The organism is Clostridium sp. OM05-5BH, assembly GCF_003481505.1.
Lineage (GTDB): Bacteria > Bacillota > Clostridia > Lachnospirales > Lachnospiraceae > Otoolea > Otoolea fessa.
In genome coordinates, this window is record NZ_QULJ01000007.1 from 96,851 (window position 1) to 115,548 (window position 18,698).

16 protein-coding genes are annotated in these 18,698 nt (G+C 50.3%); 11 read left to right on the plus strand and 5 right to left on the minus strand.

What is annotated here, in order from left to right; all coding sequences use genetic code 11:
* The first annotated feature begins 81 nt into the window (after positions 1-81).
* Together DXB70_RS10160 and DXB70_RS10165 are read left to right on the plus strand one after the other, a co-directional pair.
* Positions 82-351, plus strand: coding sequence for a hypothetical protein (locus DXB70_RS10160; RefSeq protein WP_118492978.1), 270 nt, complete (start codon positions 82-84; stop codon positions 349-351).
* A gap of 59 nt (positions 352-410) precedes the next feature.
* The gene (locus DXB70_RS10165) at positions 411-686 is read left to right on the plus strand and encodes a hypothetical protein (protein WP_107001717.1); all 276 of its coding nucleotides are present in this window, start codon (positions 411-413) and stop codon (positions 684-686) included.
* A 109-nt stretch (positions 687-795) separates the two neighbouring features.
* On the opposite strand, the gene coaBC is transcribed toward DXB70_RS10165, so the two are convergent.
* Positions 796-1,989 (minus strand): bifunctional phosphopantothenoylcysteine decarboxylase/phosphopantothenate--cysteine ligase CoaBC, encoded by a 1,194-nt coding sequence (gene coaBC, locus DXB70_RS10170; protein WP_118673241.1) that lies wholly within the window; start codon positions 1,987-1,989, stop codon positions 796-798.
* A gap of 602 nt (positions 1,990-2,591) precedes the next feature.
* On the opposite strand from coaBC, the gene DXB70_RS10175 reads away from it, so the two are divergent.
* Positions 2,592-3,215: an ECF transporter S component gene (locus tag DXB70_RS10175; protein ID WP_022359587.1), complete on the plus strand. Its 624-nt coding sequence runs from the start codon at positions 2,592-2,594 to the stop codon at positions 3,213-3,215.
* A 6-nt stretch (positions 3,216-3,221) separates the two neighbouring features.
* Positions 3,222-3,986 carry a type III pantothenate kinase gene (locus tag DXB70_RS10180; RefSeq protein ID WP_118673242.1) on the plus strand — a complete coding sequence of 255 codons (765 nt, stop codon included), beginning with the start codon at positions 3,222-3,224 and terminating at the stop codon, positions 3,984-3,986.
* 132 nt (positions 3,987-4,118) lie between these two features.
* Here the strand turns inward: DXB70_RS10180 and sstT are convergent, their stop codons facing one another.
* Positions 4,119-5,342, minus strand: a complete 1,224-nt coding sequence (sstT, locus tag DXB70_RS10185; RefSeq protein ID WP_118293763.1) for a serine/threonine transporter SstT — start codon at positions 5,340-5,342, stop codon at positions 4,119-4,121.
* A 418-nt stretch (positions 5,343-5,760) separates the two neighbouring features.
* Here sstT and DXB70_RS10190 point away from each other — a divergent pair, with 418 nt between their 5' ends.
* The 5 genes from DXB70_RS10190 (at position 5,761) to DXB70_RS10210 (ending at position 11,761) form a co-directional block, all read left to right on the plus strand.
* On the plus strand, positions 5,761-6,270 hold the full coding sequence (locus DXB70_RS10190) for a QueT transporter family protein (protein WP_022359584.1): 510 nt from the start codon (positions 5,761-5,763) through the stop codon (positions 6,268-6,270).
* Between the two features lie 225 nt (positions 6,271-6,495).
* On the plus strand, positions 6,496-7,887 hold the full coding sequence (gene murC, locus DXB70_RS10195; RefSeq protein WP_118466999.1) for a UDP-N-acetylmuramate--L-alanine ligase: 1,392 nt from the start codon (positions 6,496-6,498) through the stop codon (positions 7,885-7,887).
* 539 nt (positions 7,888-8,426) lie between these two features.
* Positions 8,427-9,491: a DnaD domain protein gene (locus DXB70_RS10200; protein ID WP_117796649.1), complete on the plus strand. Its 1,065-nt coding sequence runs from the start codon at positions 8,427-8,429 to the stop codon at positions 9,489-9,491.
* Entirely contained in the window at positions 9,478-10,470 is a 993-nt protein-coding gene (locus DXB70_RS10205; protein WP_118482233.1) for an ATP-binding protein, read from the plus strand. Before DXB70_RS10200 ends, DXB70_RS10205 begins: the two co-directional genes overlap by 14 nt.
* A gap of 109 nt (positions 10,471-10,579) precedes the next feature.
* Entirely contained in the window at positions 10,580-11,761 is a 1,182-nt protein-coding gene (locus tag DXB70_RS10210; protein ID WP_022359580.1) for a ribose-phosphate pyrophosphokinase, read from the plus strand.
* A 122-nt stretch (positions 11,762-11,883) separates the two neighbouring features.
* Here DXB70_RS10210 and DXB70_RS10215 read toward each other — a convergent pair whose 3' ends face one another.
* The 3 genes from DXB70_RS10215 to asnS all read right to left on the minus strand — a co-directional run bounded on the left by DXB70_RS10215 (position 11,884) and on the right by asnS (position 16,338).
* Positions 11,884-13,743, minus strand: a complete 1,860-nt coding sequence (locus tag DXB70_RS10215) for an AAA family ATPase (protein WP_118673243.1) — start codon at positions 13,741-13,743, stop codon at positions 11,884-11,886.
* Positions 13,744-13,748: 5 nt separating this feature from the next.
* Complete coding sequence (locus DXB70_RS10220) at positions 13,749-14,819, minus strand: DNA repair exonuclease (RefSeq protein ID WP_118466991.1); 1,071 nt, start codon at positions 14,817-14,819, stop codon at positions 13,749-13,751.
* 127 nt (positions 14,820-14,946) lie between these two features.
* The gene (gene asnS / locus DXB70_RS10225) at positions 14,947-16,338 is read right to left on the minus strand and encodes an asparagine--tRNA ligase (RefSeq protein WP_107001706.1); all 1,392 of its coding nucleotides are present in this window, start codon (positions 16,336-16,338) and stop codon (positions 14,947-14,949) included.
* 350 nt (positions 16,339-16,688) lie between these two features.
* Here asnS and DXB70_RS10230 point away from each other — a divergent pair, with 350 nt between their 5' ends.
* Together DXB70_RS10230 and DXB70_RS10235 are read left to right on the plus strand one after the other, a co-directional pair.
* A complete protein-coding gene (locus DXB70_RS10230) occupies positions 16,689-17,552 on the plus strand; it encodes a DUF6282 family protein (protein WP_118652678.1) in 864 nt (287 codons plus the stop codon).
* A 43-nt stretch (positions 17,553-17,595) separates the two neighbouring features.
* Positions 17,596-18,675, plus strand: a complete 1,080-nt coding sequence (locus DXB70_RS10235) for a TRAP transporter substrate-binding protein (protein ID WP_118673244.1) — start codon at positions 17,596-17,598, stop codon at positions 18,673-18,675.
* Positions 18,676-18,698 lie beyond the last annotated feature (23 nt).

The window sequence follows — 18,698 nt, forward strand, 5'->3', positions numbered from 1 at the left end:
CTGGTTTTGCAAAAATAAAGAGAGGTTGCTGTTTTGTGAGATTTCAGCCCTGTCAGGATAGTGAATCGAGAGGTGATCGATATGAAGAAAAAATTCTGGCTGATATTATACCATTTAGGCGGTTCGGTGGTACTTTTATTGTTACTGTACACGTCTCTTCAAGGCTTGACAACGGTGACCTTATGTTTAGCGATACCGGTATTGGCAGCAAGTATTATAGAGGCAAAATTTGAATGGAAATTTTTACGAGAGAATCCGGAAATCAAAAAGGATAAAACCTATCGGATCGCAAAAACACTCGGATATCTTTGTGGTCTTATTTTGGTGGTAGGAGTATGGCCTCGTCATTAGAACATTTTTGCTTAATAAAAGACTCTGTTACACTTGGATTGAATCGAGAGGTGATCAATATGAAGAAAAAATTCTGGCTGACATTATACAATATAGGCGTCTCTATTTTATTCTTACTGTCATTGTACAGTTATGCAAAAGGCATGGCAGGCTTTTCTTTATTTTTAGCGCTGGCAGTTTTTGGAGAAATTGCGGCAAGGGCTTTTATTGAATGCAAATACTTGCAGGAGAGTCCAGAGATAAAAGAGGATACAGCTTATCGAATCACGAAAGTATTGCGATTGCTTTCTGAAATTATCTTGATCATAGGAGTATGGCGGATTCGTTTTAAATAGCCACATTCTAAAAATAACGCTTATGATATATTCCATATTCAATGAAAGAGGAGGCATCCGTCCATCAACCTCGGTTGCTTCCTCTTTCTCTATCTATTTCAATCAAAATCTATTTCATCATATCGCGTAAAACCGTCAATATCTCCATCGCCGCCGCTTCCTTACTCATCTGCTCCAGATGGCGGGTCTGCTGCTTATCGATGAGTGTGATGACATTGGTATCAGTTCCGAAGCCTGCGCCGGCTACCTTTAAGTTGTTGGCAGCGATCAGATCCAGATTTTTGCGTTCCAGCTTGCCGCGTGCGCGTTCCTCGAGCTGGGAGGTCTCCATCGCGAAGCCGCAGAGCAGCTGTCCCGGACGTTTGTGTGCGCCGAGGTAGCTTAAAGTGTCCTCGGTGCGCTCCAGCGCCAGACTCAAATCGCCGTCGGATTTCTTGACCTTTTCATCAGAAACGACTGCCGGACGGTAGTCAGCGACGGCTGCCGCCTTGATGATGATGTCCTGTTCCTCGCTCCGGGAGGTAACTGCCTCGAAGAGGTCGTGCGCGCTCTTAATGTGGACAGTATTGACAAACGGAGGTGGAGTCAGCGAGGTTTGGCCGGTGACGAGTGTCACGTCAGCACCGCGCAGCATCGCCATCCGTGCCAGCGCATAGCCCATTTTTCCAGTCGAATGGTTCGTGAGGTAGCGCACCGGATCGACCGCTTCCTGGGTCGGACCGGCGGTCACAAGGATCTTCTTTCCAGCGAGATCCTTCGGGTAGGCGATCCCGCGGAGAATATATTCCAGGATCAGCCCCTCATCCGGGAATTTGCCCTTTCCGGAATCGCCGCAGGCGAGCAGACCGCTTGCTGGTTCGATGATGGTAAAGCCGTAATGTTCTAACAGGCGGAGATTATCTTGGGTAATAGGATTCTCATACATCCGTGTGTTCATCGCCGGAGCAATGATGCGCGGGCACTGGCAGGCTAAGAGCGTGGTCGTCAGCATATCGTCGGCAAGTCCGTGTGCCAGCTTGGCGCAGACATTGGCAGTCGCCGGGGCGATGATCGCGAGGTCGGCTTTCTTTGCCAGTTCCACGTGCTCTACTTCAAATTTAAAATTCCGGTCAAAGGTGTCCGTCAGGCACTTATTGACCGTCAGGGTTTCAAACGTCAGCGGTGTGATAAACTCCATCGCATTTTTTGTCATGATGACATGCACATCGGCGTGCTGTTTCTTTAAAAGGCTGGCAAGGTTTGCTGCCTTGTATGCGGCGATTCCGCCGGTTACTCCCAAAATAATTGTTTTTCCGGTTAACATAATACATATCCTTTCGGTTTGCACTCTGGTTTTCTGGATCATTTTCGAACAGCATAGCATCTGGAGGAAAAATTGTAAACCCTTTTTGGCTTCCGTGCCCTGCTGGGTTCTTTGGTAAGCGCACATAACAGGAGAGGAAAGAAACATGTATTTTGTGAAAAGACAATAAAAAACAGCACATATTCTGGTAGAATTGTTGGTTGTATGTTGAAAAGTGATGTGATATAGTGTGGAGGTGTCTGCTGGCTGACCTGGTTTTCACTGGATGTGAACAGGGACAGGCGGCAGCAGTTGTATTGTATCCCATAGAAAACAGGCACCGAACGTGCTGGCAGCAAATCTGCGGAAAGCGGCAGAAGAAAGAAACTTCTGCCGGAATGTGCATATCTGCATACGGATCTGTATCTGAGATGGAGAATCATACCGGAAGAGACGGGGGATTAAAATGCCCTGGCTCGCGGCTTTTCTGGATGGTATCGCCGGAAAGAACGGAATTTGTAAGGATTTTATGCACATGATATTGGCGCAGGTAAGCGGCAGTCTGGTGAACAAAAGGTGCAGCAGGTTTTTCGAACGGGAATAATAACAAGGAGGAAAATTTCATGAACACAACAAACAACACATCTAAACTTGTCATCTTAGGTCTTATGACCGGCATTCTTCTGCTGATGGCGTACACTCCCCTCGGATATCTGAATATTGGGCCGCTGGCGATTACATTTAATGTGATTCCGGTTGCGATCGCGGCGATCACACTGGGACCGGCAGGCGGCGCAGCGATCGGTGCAGTCTTCGGCATGACCAGCTTTTTACAGTGCATCGGCATCGGCGGCAGCAGTGCGATGGGCGCGATGCTTTTCAGCATTAATCCGTTTTTGGCATTTGTACAGAGATTCGTTCCGCGTATGCTGGATGGTCTTCTGTTAGGCTACATTTTCCAGTTTGTACGCCGCAGAACCGATGCGTACATGGCAAGTCTGGTAACCGGATTCTGTTCCGCGTTTTTAAATACAGTTTTCTTTATGACGGCTTTAGTCGTTCTGTTTGGCAATACCGAATATATGCAGGGGCTGATCGGCGGAAAAAATATCATCCTGTTCGTATGCGGTTTCGTAGGAATCAATGCAGTATGCGAGATGGTATCGTCCACAATCCTCACCGGTGCAGTCGGTGCAGCGCTTTACCGGGCAAAATTTGTACCGGCTCTGGAAAAAAGCAGGGGGTAAGACAGTATGATTTTGGCATTGGATATCGGAAATACGAATGTGGTTCTCGGTTGTATTGAGGATGGGGAAATCCTCTTTACCGAGCGGATGGCGACAGACAGCGGGAAAACAGAGCTTGACTATGCGATTTCCCTGAAAATGGTGCTGGAGCTGCGGGAAATCAAGGTAAGTGAGATCACCGGCGCGATCATCGGTTCGGTAGTACCGCCGGTTACATCCTTGATGCGGGAGGCGATCCGCAAGGTGACGGGGCAGGAAGCTCTGGTTGTCAATGTGGATATGAATATCGGTCTGGAAGTGCTGATGGACAATCCATCCTCCGTCGGTACCGATCTGATCGTCGGCGCCGTCGCGGGAATTAACCGGTATCCGGTGCCGCTCATTCTGATCGATATGGGAACGGCAACCACCATCTGCGTGGTGAATGAGAACAAGCAGTACATCGGCGGCATGATTCTGCCGGGAATAGGCGTATCGATGAATTCCCTGACCAGCCGGACCGCCCAGCTTCCGCGCATCAGCCTTGACCCGCCAAAGCGCCTGATCGGCAAGAATACGGTTGAATGTATGCAGAGCGGCGCTCTCTATGGCAATGCGTCCTGCATCGACGGTATGGTAGACCGGATCCAGGAAGAGCTTGGACAGGAGGCAACTATCGTAGCGACGGGCGGGCTGGCGAAGCGGATTATTCCGCTGTGCCGTCACCACATCGAGCTGGATGATGAGCTGCTGCTACGGGGGCTTTGGATTATTTACGAGAAGAATAAATAAGGTCTGTGATTCTGATATGAAAAAAGCGGTTGGAGAGAGTCTAACCGCTTTTTACTGTATAGGATAATCGAATCGCAAAAGAAAATCCCCGGTGTATACAGCACCAGGGATTTTTGCGTTTAAGTATTTAAATTAATAGGTAATCTCCCGGCCTTCTTTTCTCCACTCACGGAACTGGGCTGCCGCTGAGAGCAGCAGATCGCAGGAGGAGTTGAGGGCGGTTTCGACGGAATCCTGCACCACGCCGATGATAAATCCGACACCGATGACCTGCATGGCGACATCGCTGGAGATGCCAAACAAGGAGCAGGCAAGCGGAATTAAGAGCAGGGAACCACCGGCAACACCGGATGCGCCGCAGGCGGAAAGTGCCGACAGGACGCTTAAAATGATGGCGGTCGGAATATCCACCGGAATTCCCAGCGTATTGGCTGCCGCCAGCGTCATGACGGTGATGGTAACAGCCGCACCGTTCATATTGATGGTCGCACCGAGCGGGATGGTAACGGAGTAGGTATTTTTGTCCAGTCCCATTTCCTCGCAGACTTCCATGTTGATCGGGATATTTGCCGCCGAGCTCCGGGTAAAGAAGGCGGTGACCGCGCTTCGTTTCAGACACTTGAAAATCAGCGGGAACGGGTTTTGGCGGATGCACCAGTATACGAGAATCGGGTTGGTTACGAAGTAGATAAACAGCATCGAGCCAACCAGCACGGCGAGAAGCCGTCCGTATTCGGTAAATACCTGTAAACCGTTGGTGGATACAGTGTCAAACACAAGTCCGAGAATACCGAACGGGGCAAAGTTGATGATCCAGGTAACAACCTTGGACAGTGCCGCCGCAAAATTGTCAATAATTTCTTTCGTCCGTTCGCTGGCGCCGCGCATCGCCACGCCGAAGAGAACCGCCCACGCCAGGATACCGATGTAGTTTGCCTCTGCGATGGAGGTGATCGGGTTCTTTACGACATTTAATAAAAGTGTCTGCAGGACTTCTGCGATTCCCTGCGGGGCAGAGGTTTCTTCTGCAGCCTGTGCAAGTGTCAGGGTGATCGGGAACAGTTTACTTGCGACGACCGCGATCACAGCGCCGAGCAGTGTGTTGAACAGGTAAAGGCAGATAACGGTGCGGATGATGCCGCCGTGGCTCTGCTTTGCCTGGCAGAGGGAACTGATAACAAGGAAAAATACGAGCAGGGGCGCGATGCCCTTTAATGCGTTGACAAATAGATTTCCAAGGATTGAGATTCCGACTGCCTGCGGAATCACCATTCCTAAAACGGCACCGATGATCATGCCGCCCAGAATTCGTTTAGGCAGGCTGATGGCTGTCCAGCGTTCATAGAGTGCTTTCATAAAATACATACTTCCTTTGTGATGATGAAATGGGGTTGACGAGTGTCGGGGAGCTGATTCAAATGTGCAAATGCAATATCTCCCGAATGATTCAACTGTCTGTGCAGCATCCGGCACAAAATCACGTAGATTCTATTATACAGGAGATAGAAAGAAAGGGAAAGTGCTTTTTTATGGCAAAGTGGTAGAGAGATAGAAAAAATGATTTTTGTCCGTTACTGTTCACGCATGTGTGAACAGTAACAGTGGCGATAAGCGAAAAGAAAACTTGTATTTCTATCTGCTCTATGTTATACTCATACCCGTTGCAAAGCCCGCAAAAACAAGGTCTTACAGGGCTGCCGCCGATTTCCGGCGTAAAATGAATCGAGTGTTCGTGACCTTCCACTCGTAAAACAAAACTAAAGGAGAATTGAATATGAAAGAAAACAACCTGAAAAACACGTATTTTCTGGCGTATGGCGCGGCGATCGCGGCCATCTACGTAGCGCTGACGATGGCATTCCAGCCGATCAGCTTCGGACCGGTGCAGTTCCGTATTTCGGAAGCACTCTGTATCCTGCCGTTCTTTACCCCGGCAGCGATTCCGGGACTCTTTGTCGGATGCTTTTTATCCAATCTGTTCTGCGGGGCAGCCGGACTGGATATCGTATTCGGAAGCCTGGCAACCCTGATCGGGGCAGTCGGCTCCTATGCGCTCCGCAAGAGTAAGGTTTTAGTATGTGTACCGCCGATTCTGGCCAACACGATCATTGTACCGTGGGTGCTCCGCTTTGCATACGGCTCTGAGGATCTGATTCCGTTCATGATGCTGACCGTCGGGATCGGCGAGGTGCTGGCAATCGGTGTGCTGGGAAGCATTCTTCTGGCGGCGTTAAACCGTTATAAAACCATGCTGTTCGGCAAGTGTCTGGCAACGGGACGCTAAGAAAAAGACATAACTTAAATGATATAAAAGATGCATGTTACAGACGGATCGCAGTGCGATGGCTGGCGTGTATCTTTTATTTTTTTTTGCCTTATATTGACAATTTCATGTAAAAGAAGTTAAATTAAAAGGACGTGAAAACACAATGCCTCGCGGTTCCATATCGTTTTTCTATGGCGTCTGCGAAAACAAAAACCGCCTGCGGCGGGGAAGGAATGCACAAATATGAGTGAGAATGTATATCAGATTGATTTTAATAAACCAGAATCCGTCCATTTCATCGGAATCGGCGGTATCAGCATGAGCGGACTGGCAGAGATTTTGATGGACGAGGGATTCACTGTGTCCGGCTCGGACGCACACCGTTCGGAGCTGACCGATAACCTGGAGGCGCGCGGCGCGAAGGTATATATCGGACAGAAAGCGGAGAATATCCAGGATGGCATCGATGTGGTAGTCTACACGGCGGCGATTCACCCGGATAACCCGGAATTTCAGGAAGTAAAACGGCGCGGCATCCCGATGCTGACCCGTGCGGAACTCTTGGGCGAGATGATGCGGAACTATAAAAATGCGATCGCGATTGCCGGAACACACGGCAAAACGACAACCACTTCGATGGTGACGGAGATTTTCTTGCAGGCGAAAAATGACCCGACGATCTCGGTCGGCGGCATCCTTCCGGCGATCGGCGGCAACATCCGCGTCGGCGGACCGGAATTTTTCGTGACGGAGGCGTGTGAGTATACCAACAGCTTCCTATCCTTCTACCCGACGATGGCGGTCATTCTTAATATAGAAGAAGACCATCTCGATTTCTTCAAGGATCTGGCGGATATCCGTCATTCCTTCAAGCTGTTTGCCGAGCGCGTACCGGCTCAGGGCGCGATTGTCATCAACGGCGATATCGAGAACTATCAGGAGATCATAGAAGCGGCAAAAGGCAAGGTTATTACTTTTGGTCACAGCCGCGGCAACGATTACAGTGCCGGTGATATCCAGTATGACGATTACGCGCATCCGTCCTTCGATCTTTATATCGGCGGTGAGAAGAAAGAGCGCCTGACGCTCGGTGTGGCAGGTGAGCACAATGTATACAATGCGCTGGCAGCCATCGCTGTTTCCTTGGAAAATGGCATCTCCATGGACGCCATCCGCGTGGGACTGGCACATTTTACCGGAACCAACCGCCGGTTCGAAAAGAAGGGTGAGGTAAATGGATTTACCATCATCGACGACTATGCGCATCATCCGCATGAGATCGAGGCTACCTTAAAGACGGCGCAGAACTATCCACACAAGACACTCTGGTGCATTTTCCAGCCGCACACCTACACGCGGACGAAGGCATTTCTGCCGCAGTTTGCCGAGGCGCTCTCACTGGCAGATAAAGTCATTCTGGCGGATATCTACGCGGCGCGCGAGACGGACACGCTCGGCATCAGCTCAGAGGATATCGTGAAACTTCTAAAAGAAAAAGGAAAAGAAGCATGGTATCTGCCGACGTTCGATGAAATAGAAAAATTTGTCATGGAACATTGTACACAGGGCGACCTGTTGATAACCATGGGCGCCGGAGACGTTGTAAATGTAGGGGAAAACCTCCTTGCGAAATAGATGCACTCCGAGTGTACATATAGTTATCCACATTATCCACATAGTTTTCAACATATTATGTAAAGGAACTATGTGGATTTTTTGCGCCTAAATGCGGAAATGGGGAAATGCCGAAAATGTTGATAAAATAAGGATTTTGTCGGAGGAAGGGTTATTTTTTGAGGATTTTTGAAGGCTTTTTCCACATTATCCACAATCAAAATAGTGGAAAAATTGGTCTAAAAGTGTCGGCCGCGAACCATAATTAGGAGTATTTCTTTTTAAAAAAAGGTATGTTATGATAGGAACAGACGCAGTGAACCTGTGATAAATGGATGAAAACTGTCTTGTCCGGAGCAAAATTGTGGAAAAGTCCGGAAACAAAATCAAAACGGTGGAAAAGTAAGAAAACAGGAAGATTTGGATGGAACAAATAGAGAATATTTCAAAATAAAAGTAAAATACAGCAGTTTGAATGGTTTACACAGCCGCAGGCTGCTGATAGATAAATGGTAACAGGAAATGTGAGGACACAGAATGGCTAAGAGGGAAATTAGACGATGGGAATAGGATTCAAAAACCGGCTGGCGGTGGGCGCGACGCCGGTTCCGGACGTATTTATTGATACATATATGGCGGGAGCCAGTGGAGAATATGTGAAGGTATATCTGTACCTGCTCCGCCACCAGCAGGAGGAAGTCTCGATCGGACAGATCGCGGACGCGCTCAACCACACGGAGGCGGACGTGCAGCGCGCGCTGGCATACTGGCAGAGAGCCGGGGTGCTGGGAACGGAAGTCGGTGAAGAGGCACAGCGATCGTTTCAGGAGACGCCGGGACAGCAAATTTCACCGGTTTTTGCTTCAACGGAATCCCAGGCAAGTGCTGGTTCTTTTGCGCCATCTGCCAAAACTGCCGCCCGGGAAGCCGCAGCCTGCGATATGTCACGTCTGACCTCGGATGAGTCGTTTAAGCAGCTCATTTATATTGCCCAGCAGTATTTAAACAAGCTGCTCACACCGACAGACTGCCAGATTCTTGGAAATCTCTATTCGAATCTGGGATTTTCCGGGGAATTGCTGGAATACCTGATTGAGTACTGCGTGCAGAACCACCACACCAGCCTGCGCTATATGGAAAAGGTGGCGCTCGGCTGGCATAAGCGCGGCATCAAGGATGTGGAACAGGCGAAAGCGAGCGGCAGGGGCTACACGAAGGGTTCATTCGCGGTTATGCGGGCGATGGGGCTTTCGGACCGGAGTCCGGCGGAGGTCGAGAGTGAATTTATCGAAAAATGGTTCTGGGAGTACGGTTTCACGCGCGAGCTGATCGTCGAGGCGTGCAGCCGCACGATCCGGCAGATACATAAACCGTCGTTTGACTATGCAGACAAGATCCTGCGGGATTGGAAAAATGCCGGCGTCAAGAGCTTCCGGGATGTGTCAGAGCTAGATAAAAAACGGAAGGAAGAAGGCGGGGCGAAGCGCCGGCAGGCGTCTGCAGGCAGCAGCCGTTCTTCCAACCGGTTCCACAATCTAGAGGAACACGGATATGATTACGACGAGATGGTATGGAGCATGATAAACGGAGCGCAGAAGACAGGAGGGGACGATGGCACTCAGTAATTCGCAGTATGAATCGATCATGCGTGTTTATAACCGGACACAGCTTCAGAAGAAACATGAGCTGGACGCGCGGGTTGACGAGGTCTATGAGAAAATACCGGCGGTCCGGGAGATGAACGACGCGATCGCCGCCGCGGCGGTCAAGAGCGCGAAAGAGCTTCTGGCGGGCGATGCGGACGCGGTGAAACGTTTGCGAGGGACAATCGCAGACCTGAAAGAGCAGCGCCAGGTGCTGATGAGCGCCTACGGCTATCCGGCGGACTATCTGGAGATGCAGTATAATTGTCCGGACTGTAAGGATACCGGGTACAAAGACGGCATAAAATGCCACTGTTTCCGTCAGCGGGAGATCGATCTGTTATACGCCCAGTCGAATATCCGGGAAGTGCTGGAGCGGGAGAATTTTTCTCATTTTTCCTATGATTATTTTGATGACACGAAGATCGATCCGCGTAGCGGCAAGACTGCCCGCGCGTATATGGAGCAGGTGACGGCGTTCTGCCACCGCTATGTGGACGGATTTAAAGAAGAAAAGGGAAATATCTTATTTACCGGAAAAACGGGGCTTGGAAAGACGTTTTTAAGCAACTGCATCGCGAAGGAGCTGATTGAGCGCTGTTTCAGCGTCGTGTATCTCCCGGCGGTGGAGATGTATGAGATATTTTCAAGGGACCGCTTCGCAAATGATGCGACCGATGAGGATCGCGACCGCTCCCAGTATTTATTAGAGTGCGATCTGCTGATCATCGACGATCTGGGGACGGAACTGGTGAATACGTTTACGACTTCCCAGCTCTTCTATGTGGTCAACGAGCGCTTAAACCGGAAGAAAGGCACGATCATTTCCACCAATCTGCCGGTCAATGAGATGCGCGACGAGTTTACCGACCGCGTCATGTCACGGATCATAAGCCAGTATCAGATCATTCCGCTCTACGGCGAGGATATCCGGATACGAAAAAAGCTGGAAAACCGGTAATGGGTTGACTTATAAGGGACATAATGATATAAAAGAGACGTTAGAATGCGCTAACATATGCAAAAAAAGCGAATTAACAGAGAGTAAACAGGCTGGAGGAAAATGGAAAATGCTGTACGAAGAGAAAATCATTGAGACGATACCGGTAGGTCCGCTGGGACTGATTCCATTAAAGGGATGTGAGGAACTGGTAGGCAAGGTAGACAAATATCTGGTGGACTGGAGAAATGAGCGCGAGAGCGAGCACAAGACGTCGATCGCATTTTCAGGTTATCAGAGAGACTCCTACATCATCGGGGCAAACACACCGAGATTTGGTTCCGGCGAGGCAAAGGGCGAGATCAAGGCGTCGGTGCGCGGCGATGATCTGTATCTGATCGTGGATGTCTGCAACTACAGCCAGACATATTCTCTGTGCGGCATGGTAAACCATATGTCCCCGGATGATCATTATCAGGATCTGAAACGTGTCATTGCGGCAGCAGGCGGAAAGGCACGCCGTATCAACGTAATCATGCCGTTCCTGTATGAGAGCCGCCAGCATAAGCGCTCCGGCCGTGAGTCCTTAGACTGCGCGCTGGCACTGGAAGAGCTGGTAGATATGGGCGTTGAGAATATCATTACCTTTGACGCACACGATCCGCGTGTCCAGAACGCGATTCCGCTCAAGGGTTTTGAGACCGTTCAGCCGATTTACCAGTTTATCAAATATCTGCTGAAAAATGAGAAAGAGCTGGAGATCGACAGCGATCACATGATGGTCATCAGCCCGGATGAGGGCGGTATGTCCCGCGCTGTCTTCTTCTCCAACGTGCTGGGACTCGACATGGGTATGTTCTACAAACGCCGCGATTACACCAGGATCGTCAACGGACGCAACCCGATCGTTGCCCATGAGTTCTTGGGATCCAGCGTAGAGGGCAAGGATGTCCTGATCATCGATGATATGATCTCCTCTGGCGAGAGCATGTTAGATGTAGCGAAGGAATTAAAGAGCCGCAAGGCGAGAAAGGTATTCGTATGCGCGACCTTCGGTCTGTTTACCAACGGACTGCAGAAGTTTGACGAGTACTATGAGAACGGTCTGATCGACCGCGTCCTGACCACCAACCTGGTATACCAGACACCGGAGCTTCTCTCCAGACCGTACTATATCAGCGTCGATATGAGCAAATACATCGCGCTCATCATCGATAACCTGAACCACGATGCCTCCTTAAGCGAGCTGTTAAATCCGACTGGACGTATCAATAAGCTGCTGGCGAAGTATCGGGCGGGAATACGGGACTAAAAATAGACCTTTAAAATAGAAACAAAAAGAACGTCATTTCCGGACCAATACATGTCAGAAAATGGCGTTCTTTTTAATGTCATAGGAAACAGGCAATGTCACGGTTATGTATGAAAGGAGTCCTACAACCGCACTTCATGCACCGCAGCTCCTTCCGCCTTCAGCACCCGCATCTCCCTCTCATGACAAGTAAATACAAGAATCTGCCCGGAATAGGCGGTTGGCAGCCATTTGAGGACGGTTCTCAGGCGCTCGTCGTCGTAGAGGACGAAGCTGTCGTCAAAGATGAGCGGCAGCCGGTCTGCATCGCCCTGGATAAAGTGGGCGGCGGCGAGGCGCAGCGCCAGATAGATCTGGTCGGCGGTGCCGCTGCTGACCTGTTCAAGCGGGATCAGCTTCCGGCGGGTATTTAAAAACGCATTCAAGTTCTCATCGATGCTGATGCTGGAATAAATTCCGCCGGTAATTCCGGCGATCAGGTCGGACGCAGTCTTATTTAAGTACAGGCCGAAAGAATCCCGGATGGTCGTGGAAAGCTCTTTTAAGGTATCAAGCGCCAGATCCACGGAGGCGATCTCCTGATGGATGCGCTCATTTTCATTTAAAATGTGTTTGAGCGCCGCTGCCCGGTCTTTGCAGGCGGATAGGTGCTCCAGCTTTTTCTCTAACGCCCACTGGACGCGCTGTTGTTCCTCGATGACAAGGCTGCAGTCATTCTGCTTTGCCATCAGCGCCGAGATCTGTTCGGAACGTTTTACCAGTGAATCCTCCGAGTTTGTAACGGCGTGGCAGAGCGTGATGAAGCGGTCCAGCCGCTGGGACAAAAGCTTCATGGATTCATCCGAAATCTCGGATTCGCCCAAGTGGCGGCGCAAAATCTCCGATAAAACAGAGGCACTTTTCTCCGCCTCCTGCCTGCGGCGGCTCCGGTGCCGTGTGACGCAGATTCCCAGCATGAGAAGCACAAGAGCGGCGACGCCAAAGATGAGGGCGGTGGGACCAGCTCCCAGCCACGGAGACGGAAGCGGGAAGAACGCCAGATATCCGCAGTATGCCGCGCAGATAGCGCAGATCGCCGCTGCGACAAAGAAAAACACCTGGAAAAACCGGGATCCCTTGCTGGAGGAAGACACCTGTGCATGCTGATAGTCCTGGTAGAGTGTTTCAGCCTGATTGCGGTACGCCTCGATGGACGCCTCGTCCGTAAAGGAAAACTCATCCAGTACCTGACGGCTCTTCTGTAGCCGGTCGGATAAATCTTCTTTTTCTATTTTCTGATGTTCCAGTTCATTTCGGACCGAGTCACGCAGCCTTGAGTATTCCTGTAACTGATTCTCATATTTTGGCGAAGAAAGCTCGCGTTCCAGCGCGCGGATCTCGCTAAGAAGGGAGGTATAGTTGACCGAAGCCTCCGGGCTTAACTGAGATTCAAATTGTTTGCGCTGATTTTTCAGATAGGCGGTCGCCTTAGTGATATTGAGCGCCATATTGCCAGAGGTATTCATGTTAGCAATATAGTTTTTCAGTTCTGAAACCATGCCTTCATCGGTCGCACTCTTTAACTGGCTGATGCTGATGGTGTTGTTGTACATGGTTTCACTCATGCCGCCCAAAATTTCCTGCAAAACGGCGCGGCCGTCCGGTTCCTCGCGTCCGGTCGTCTCGTTGATGACGGTAAATTCCTTCTTATTTTTCTGGAACGAGCGCTCGATCCGGTAAATGGTGCCGTCGTCGGATTCAAGCCGGAGCTGCCCCTCGTAGGTACCGCTGTTTTCCCACGGCTCATATTTGCTGTAGATGTCGTTTCTGGCGGCGCGCCCCCTCTGACGCTCGATGCCGAAGAGCATGCCGCGGATAAAGGTGTGGATCGTGGATTTGCCGGCTTCATTTTTACCGTAAATGACGTTTAACCCATCCTCAAAGGAGACGGCTGTGTCATGAAATTTTCCAAACCCACTGATATAAAGATCAAGAAAACGCATGGAAGCTAACTCCTTTCATCGGTGGTGAGAAGCAGGGCGTGGATGCCGTAAAACAGCGCCTTTTTCTCCACCGGACTCATGTCCGGTTTTTTCAGTGCCTGGATGTAAAAGCCGATCATATCGCTTGGATGCTCGGCAAACAGGGCGGAAAAATCGTATTGCGGTTCCGTCTCATCGATGATATCCGCGATGCGGAAACGCAGCTTTAAGGCGTCCAGATCGAAGGAAATATCGGGATCGCGCATGCCCTGCACCTTGAAGCGGAAAATATTGTCATTGCCGCGCTGTTCGATCTCATGGGCGATTTTTAAGTACAGCTCCGTGTTGGTCGTATCCGGCGTGACGCGGACGATGAGTGGGATGTAGCGGAGCTTCGCCATCGGAATAAAGTCCAGTGTCGTTACCTGACCGATTTCCGGGTCGATCTCGCCGTAAAGGATGCCGTGCCTGCCGGTCTCGGTCTTATCAAGCGGCTCCGGGGAACCGCAGTATGCCATCTTTTTGTCCAGTAGGATCTCTGGCCTGTGGATGTGCCCCAGTGCGATATACGAAAATCCGGAGGAAGCCAGCGCCGCCCGGTCGATCGGGACGTGGTTCGCGTCGCCACCGTGCCCCAGCAGAATGTGGATTTTTCCATCCTCCGGCGCTTCAAGAGCATCAAGGCGCGGCTCCGGGATCTCCGCAGTATAGTAAGAAAAGCCGGTCACCTCGGTGTTGATATCCTCAAAATAGACGGATGAGACATCCTCACTTTCCAGAAACGTCACGTTGGAAGCCCAGGAAAAGCTTAAAACAGCTGAATTTTTGCGGATCCGGTCGTGATTGCCCGCGATGATGACAACCTGTGTTTGCGGGATCGTGGAAAACAGGTAATTGACCTCTTTCAGGTCGCGCAGCAGCGGCTGGCGGTGGAACAGATCCCCCGCGATGAACAGGCAGTCCACGCGCAGTTCTTTTGCCTTGGCGATGATGGCGGTAAACGTATCGCGGATATCGCGGCTGCGCTCCCGGCTCCACGGCTTGTCGCTGTCCGGGGACATGCCCCAGTGGATATCGCCGGTATGGATAAATTTCACATTCTCTCCCCCTTTCAGGAGTCTGTCACTCCGTATGTACATATTGAAATAATAATAGAAAAGGGACTGCTGCAAATAGCAGAAAGCAGATTCCAGTATTTGCGACAGCCCCATAGTTGCTTATTGTTTACAGTTCACAGTTGTTTACGGTTCTCGGGAACGGGATGACATCGCGGATGTTGGAAACGCCGGTTAAGTACATCACGCAGCGCTCGAATCCAAGACCAAATCCGGAGTGTCTTGCGGAACCGTATTTACGCAGATCCAGATAGAAATCGTAGTCCTCCTTTTTAAGTCCAAGCTCGTCCATACGCGCCTCTAACTTCTCTAAGCTGTCCTCACGCTGGCTGCCGCCGATGATCTCGCCGATGCCCGGTACGAGACAGTCCATCGCTGCAACGGTCTTGCCGTCCTCGTTCATCTTCATGTAGAATGCCTTGATCTCCTTCGGATAATCGGTAACGAAGACCGGTTTCTGGAAGATCTTCTCGGTTAAGTAGCGCTCATGCTCGGTCTGTAAGTCACAGCCCCAGAATACCTTGTAGTCGAATTCGTCGTTGTGCTCTTCGAGGATGCGGACAGCCTCTGTGTAGGTTACATGACCGAATTCGGAATTTAATACGTGGTTTAAGCGGTCAAGGAGTCCCTTGTCGATGAACTGGTTGAAGAAATTCATCTCTTCCGGTGCGTGCTCTAAGACGTAGCGGATGACATATTTTAACATATCCTCGGCAACTTCCATGTTGTCGTTCAGATCCGCAAATGCCATCTCCGGCTCAATCATCCAGAACTCAGCTGCATGACGGGTCGTGTTGGAGTTCTCTGCACGGAAAGTCGGTCCGAAGGTGTAGATATTGCGGAATGCCATCGCGTAGGTCTCGCCGTTTAACTGACCGCTGACAGTTAAGTTAGTTGGTTTTCCGAAGAAATCCTGGGAGTAGTCAACCGTGCCGTCGTCCTTTTTCGGAACATTGTTCAGATCCATCGTGGTAACCTGGAACATCTCACCGGCGCCCTCGCAGTCACTTGCGGTAATCAGTGGAGTGTGGACATACACGAAATCGCGCTCCTGGAAATACTGATGGATCGCGTAAGCTGCCAGGGAACGTACACGGAACACAGCCTGGAAGGTGTTGGTTCTCGGACGCAGGTGGGAGATGGTACGCAGATACTCAAGGCTGTGGCGTTTCTTCTGAAGCGGATAATCCGAAGCGGACGGTCCCTCAACGGCTACCTCGGTCGCCTGAATCTCGAACGGCTGCTTTGCCTCCGGGGTCGCAACCAGGGTACCTTTTACGATAATGGATGCGCCTACGTTTAACTTGGAGATCTCTGCAAAGTTCGGCATTGTATCATGGTAAACAACCTGAAGCGTCTCAAAGTAGCTGCCATCACTCACAACGATGAAGCCAAAGTTCTTGGAACCGCGCACGCTTCGTACCCAGCCGCCGATCTGAACTTCTTTGTCCAGATACGTCTCTCTGGAACGGTAAATTTCTCTTACAGTGGTTAAATTCATCTCAGTAAACTCCTTATTTTGCAAAATAAACTTTCTCATGCGGACTGCCCTGCAGTGTGCAGACCGTGTTTAGCTTTCATTATACTGTATTTTCCTTGTAGATTCAAGGGACGGAGGGAAATTTGCGGGGGAAGAAACCTGCCCGTATAAAAAGTGACAGCTTTAAAAATTAACAGAAACAAATGCAAAAACAGAAGGAAAGGGCAGAAAACAAGCTGGGTATTGTGTCAACTCTGTGAATACTTGTTTTACAGAGACAAATGCCCGGTGTTAGAATGGGGATAAAGAAAGAAAACCGCGGAATACTTTCAAAGAGTCTATCAAACGGAAAGGGTGTAGACAGAAGAATTATGACTGAACTTGACGCAAATAAAAAAGCGGAAGAGCTTCTGAAAGGTGCGTACGATTTACATGTACATTCATCGCCCTCTGTTTTTCCGAGAGAATTGGATGGATTCCAGTTGATCCGGGAGGCAGACGCGGCAGGAATGGCGGGAGTGATGCTGAAAAGTCATTATGAATCAACGGCTTTGCGGGCAGAACTGATCAACCGCTACAGCGGCTGTAAGGCGAAAGCGTATGGCGGGCTCTGCCTCAACTGCCCGGCGGGCGGCTTGAATGTATACGCGGTGAAAAATGCATTGCGGGCGGGGGCAAAAATTGTATGGATGCCGACCCGGGATGCGAAAAACAGCCTAGTATTCGGAAACATGGAGGGAGATTTCTTCGACCGCAGGGGTATTACCATTCTGGAACAGGATGGAACATTAAAAGAATGCGTCTACGACATCATGGATGCTATCAAGGAAAAAGACGCATTTCTGGCAACAGGACATATCAGCCCGGAGGAATCCCTGATTTTATGCAGGGAAGGACGGAAACGGGGGGTCAATATGATTTTGACACATCCAGAGTTTCCAAGGACGAGAATAGGAAGAGACGATCAGGCGGAACTGGCGAAGCTGGGGGTTGTGATTGAGAAGAACTGGTTCAATCTGGCACAGAAAAGTGTGATGCCGGAAGAGATGGCAGAGACGATTCGGACCGTCGGAAGCGGACACGTATATCTGGCAACGGACCGCGGGCAGAAAGGGGCACCGACACCCGTTTCGGAATTGAAACGGTTTATCGCCGTGATGCTGACCTGTGGGATTGCGGAAGCACAGATACGGGACATGGTCCAGAAGGTACCGGAAGAAATGGTATGCAGATAAATTTATATAAATGCACATTTTTTTAGAAGGAGGATTTTACATTATGAGGAAAGACAGAGTATTGGCAGGGGCATTAGCAGCAGTGACAGCGTTCAGCATGACAGCGTGCGGCGGCGGACAGGCAGGTGGCACCACACAGGCAGCGGCGGCAGGAACACAGGCGGCAGCCGAGAACACCGCTAACCCGAATGCCGAGACAACACTCAGCATCGGTTATACGACCGCAGCAAACGCGGATGATCCGTATCACTTTACTGCAACCAAGTTCAAAGAGATCGTGGAAGAGAAATCCGAGGGTAGAATTGCAGTCAACCTGTATGCGAGCAGTCAGCTTGGTTCCGAGCCGGAGATGTGGGAAGGCATGCAGACCGGAACATGCGACATGGCAGTCATGACGAATGCATATGTTTCTTCTTATGTACCGGCAAACGGCGCACTGGATCTTCCGTTCATTTTTAGCGATCTGGCACAGGCACGTGAGATCGTAGACGGCGATTTCGGTCAGTCCCTGATCGACAATATGGACGGAACAGGCGTTACATGTCTTGCATTTTCTGAGGGCGGATTCCGTCAGTTGTGTACAAAGGACAAAGAAATCAAAGCACCGTCCGATTTGAATGGACTGAAGATCCGCTGCATGGAGACAAAGATTTACCTGTCTGCTTATAAGGCGCTGGGTGTAAATGCAACCCCGATGGCATGGGGCGAGCTTTTAACCGCTCTGCAGCAGGGTACCGTAGATGGCTGTGACGCACCGTTAAGTGTATTATATACCAACGGTTTTCCGGATATCTGCAAATACATTGATAATGTAAACCTGTTCTATTCTCCACTTCCGGTATGTATTTCTACCAGCGTATATGAGTCCTTATCTGAGGAAGATCAGGCGATTTTAAAAGAAGCAGCACAGGAAGCAGCCAAAGAAACACGTGAAAATAACGATGCAACCGCTGAAAAGATGGAGTCGGATCTGACGTCTCAGGGCATGACGATCGTATCTTCTGAGGATGTAGATACAGAGGCATTCCAGAGTGCCGTACAGCCGTGCTATGACGAGATGGAATCCTACATCGGTTCTGAGTGGGTGGATCAGATTAAATCCCTGACCGGCACGGAGAGGTGATTGCAGAAAGAGGGTTTGACAGC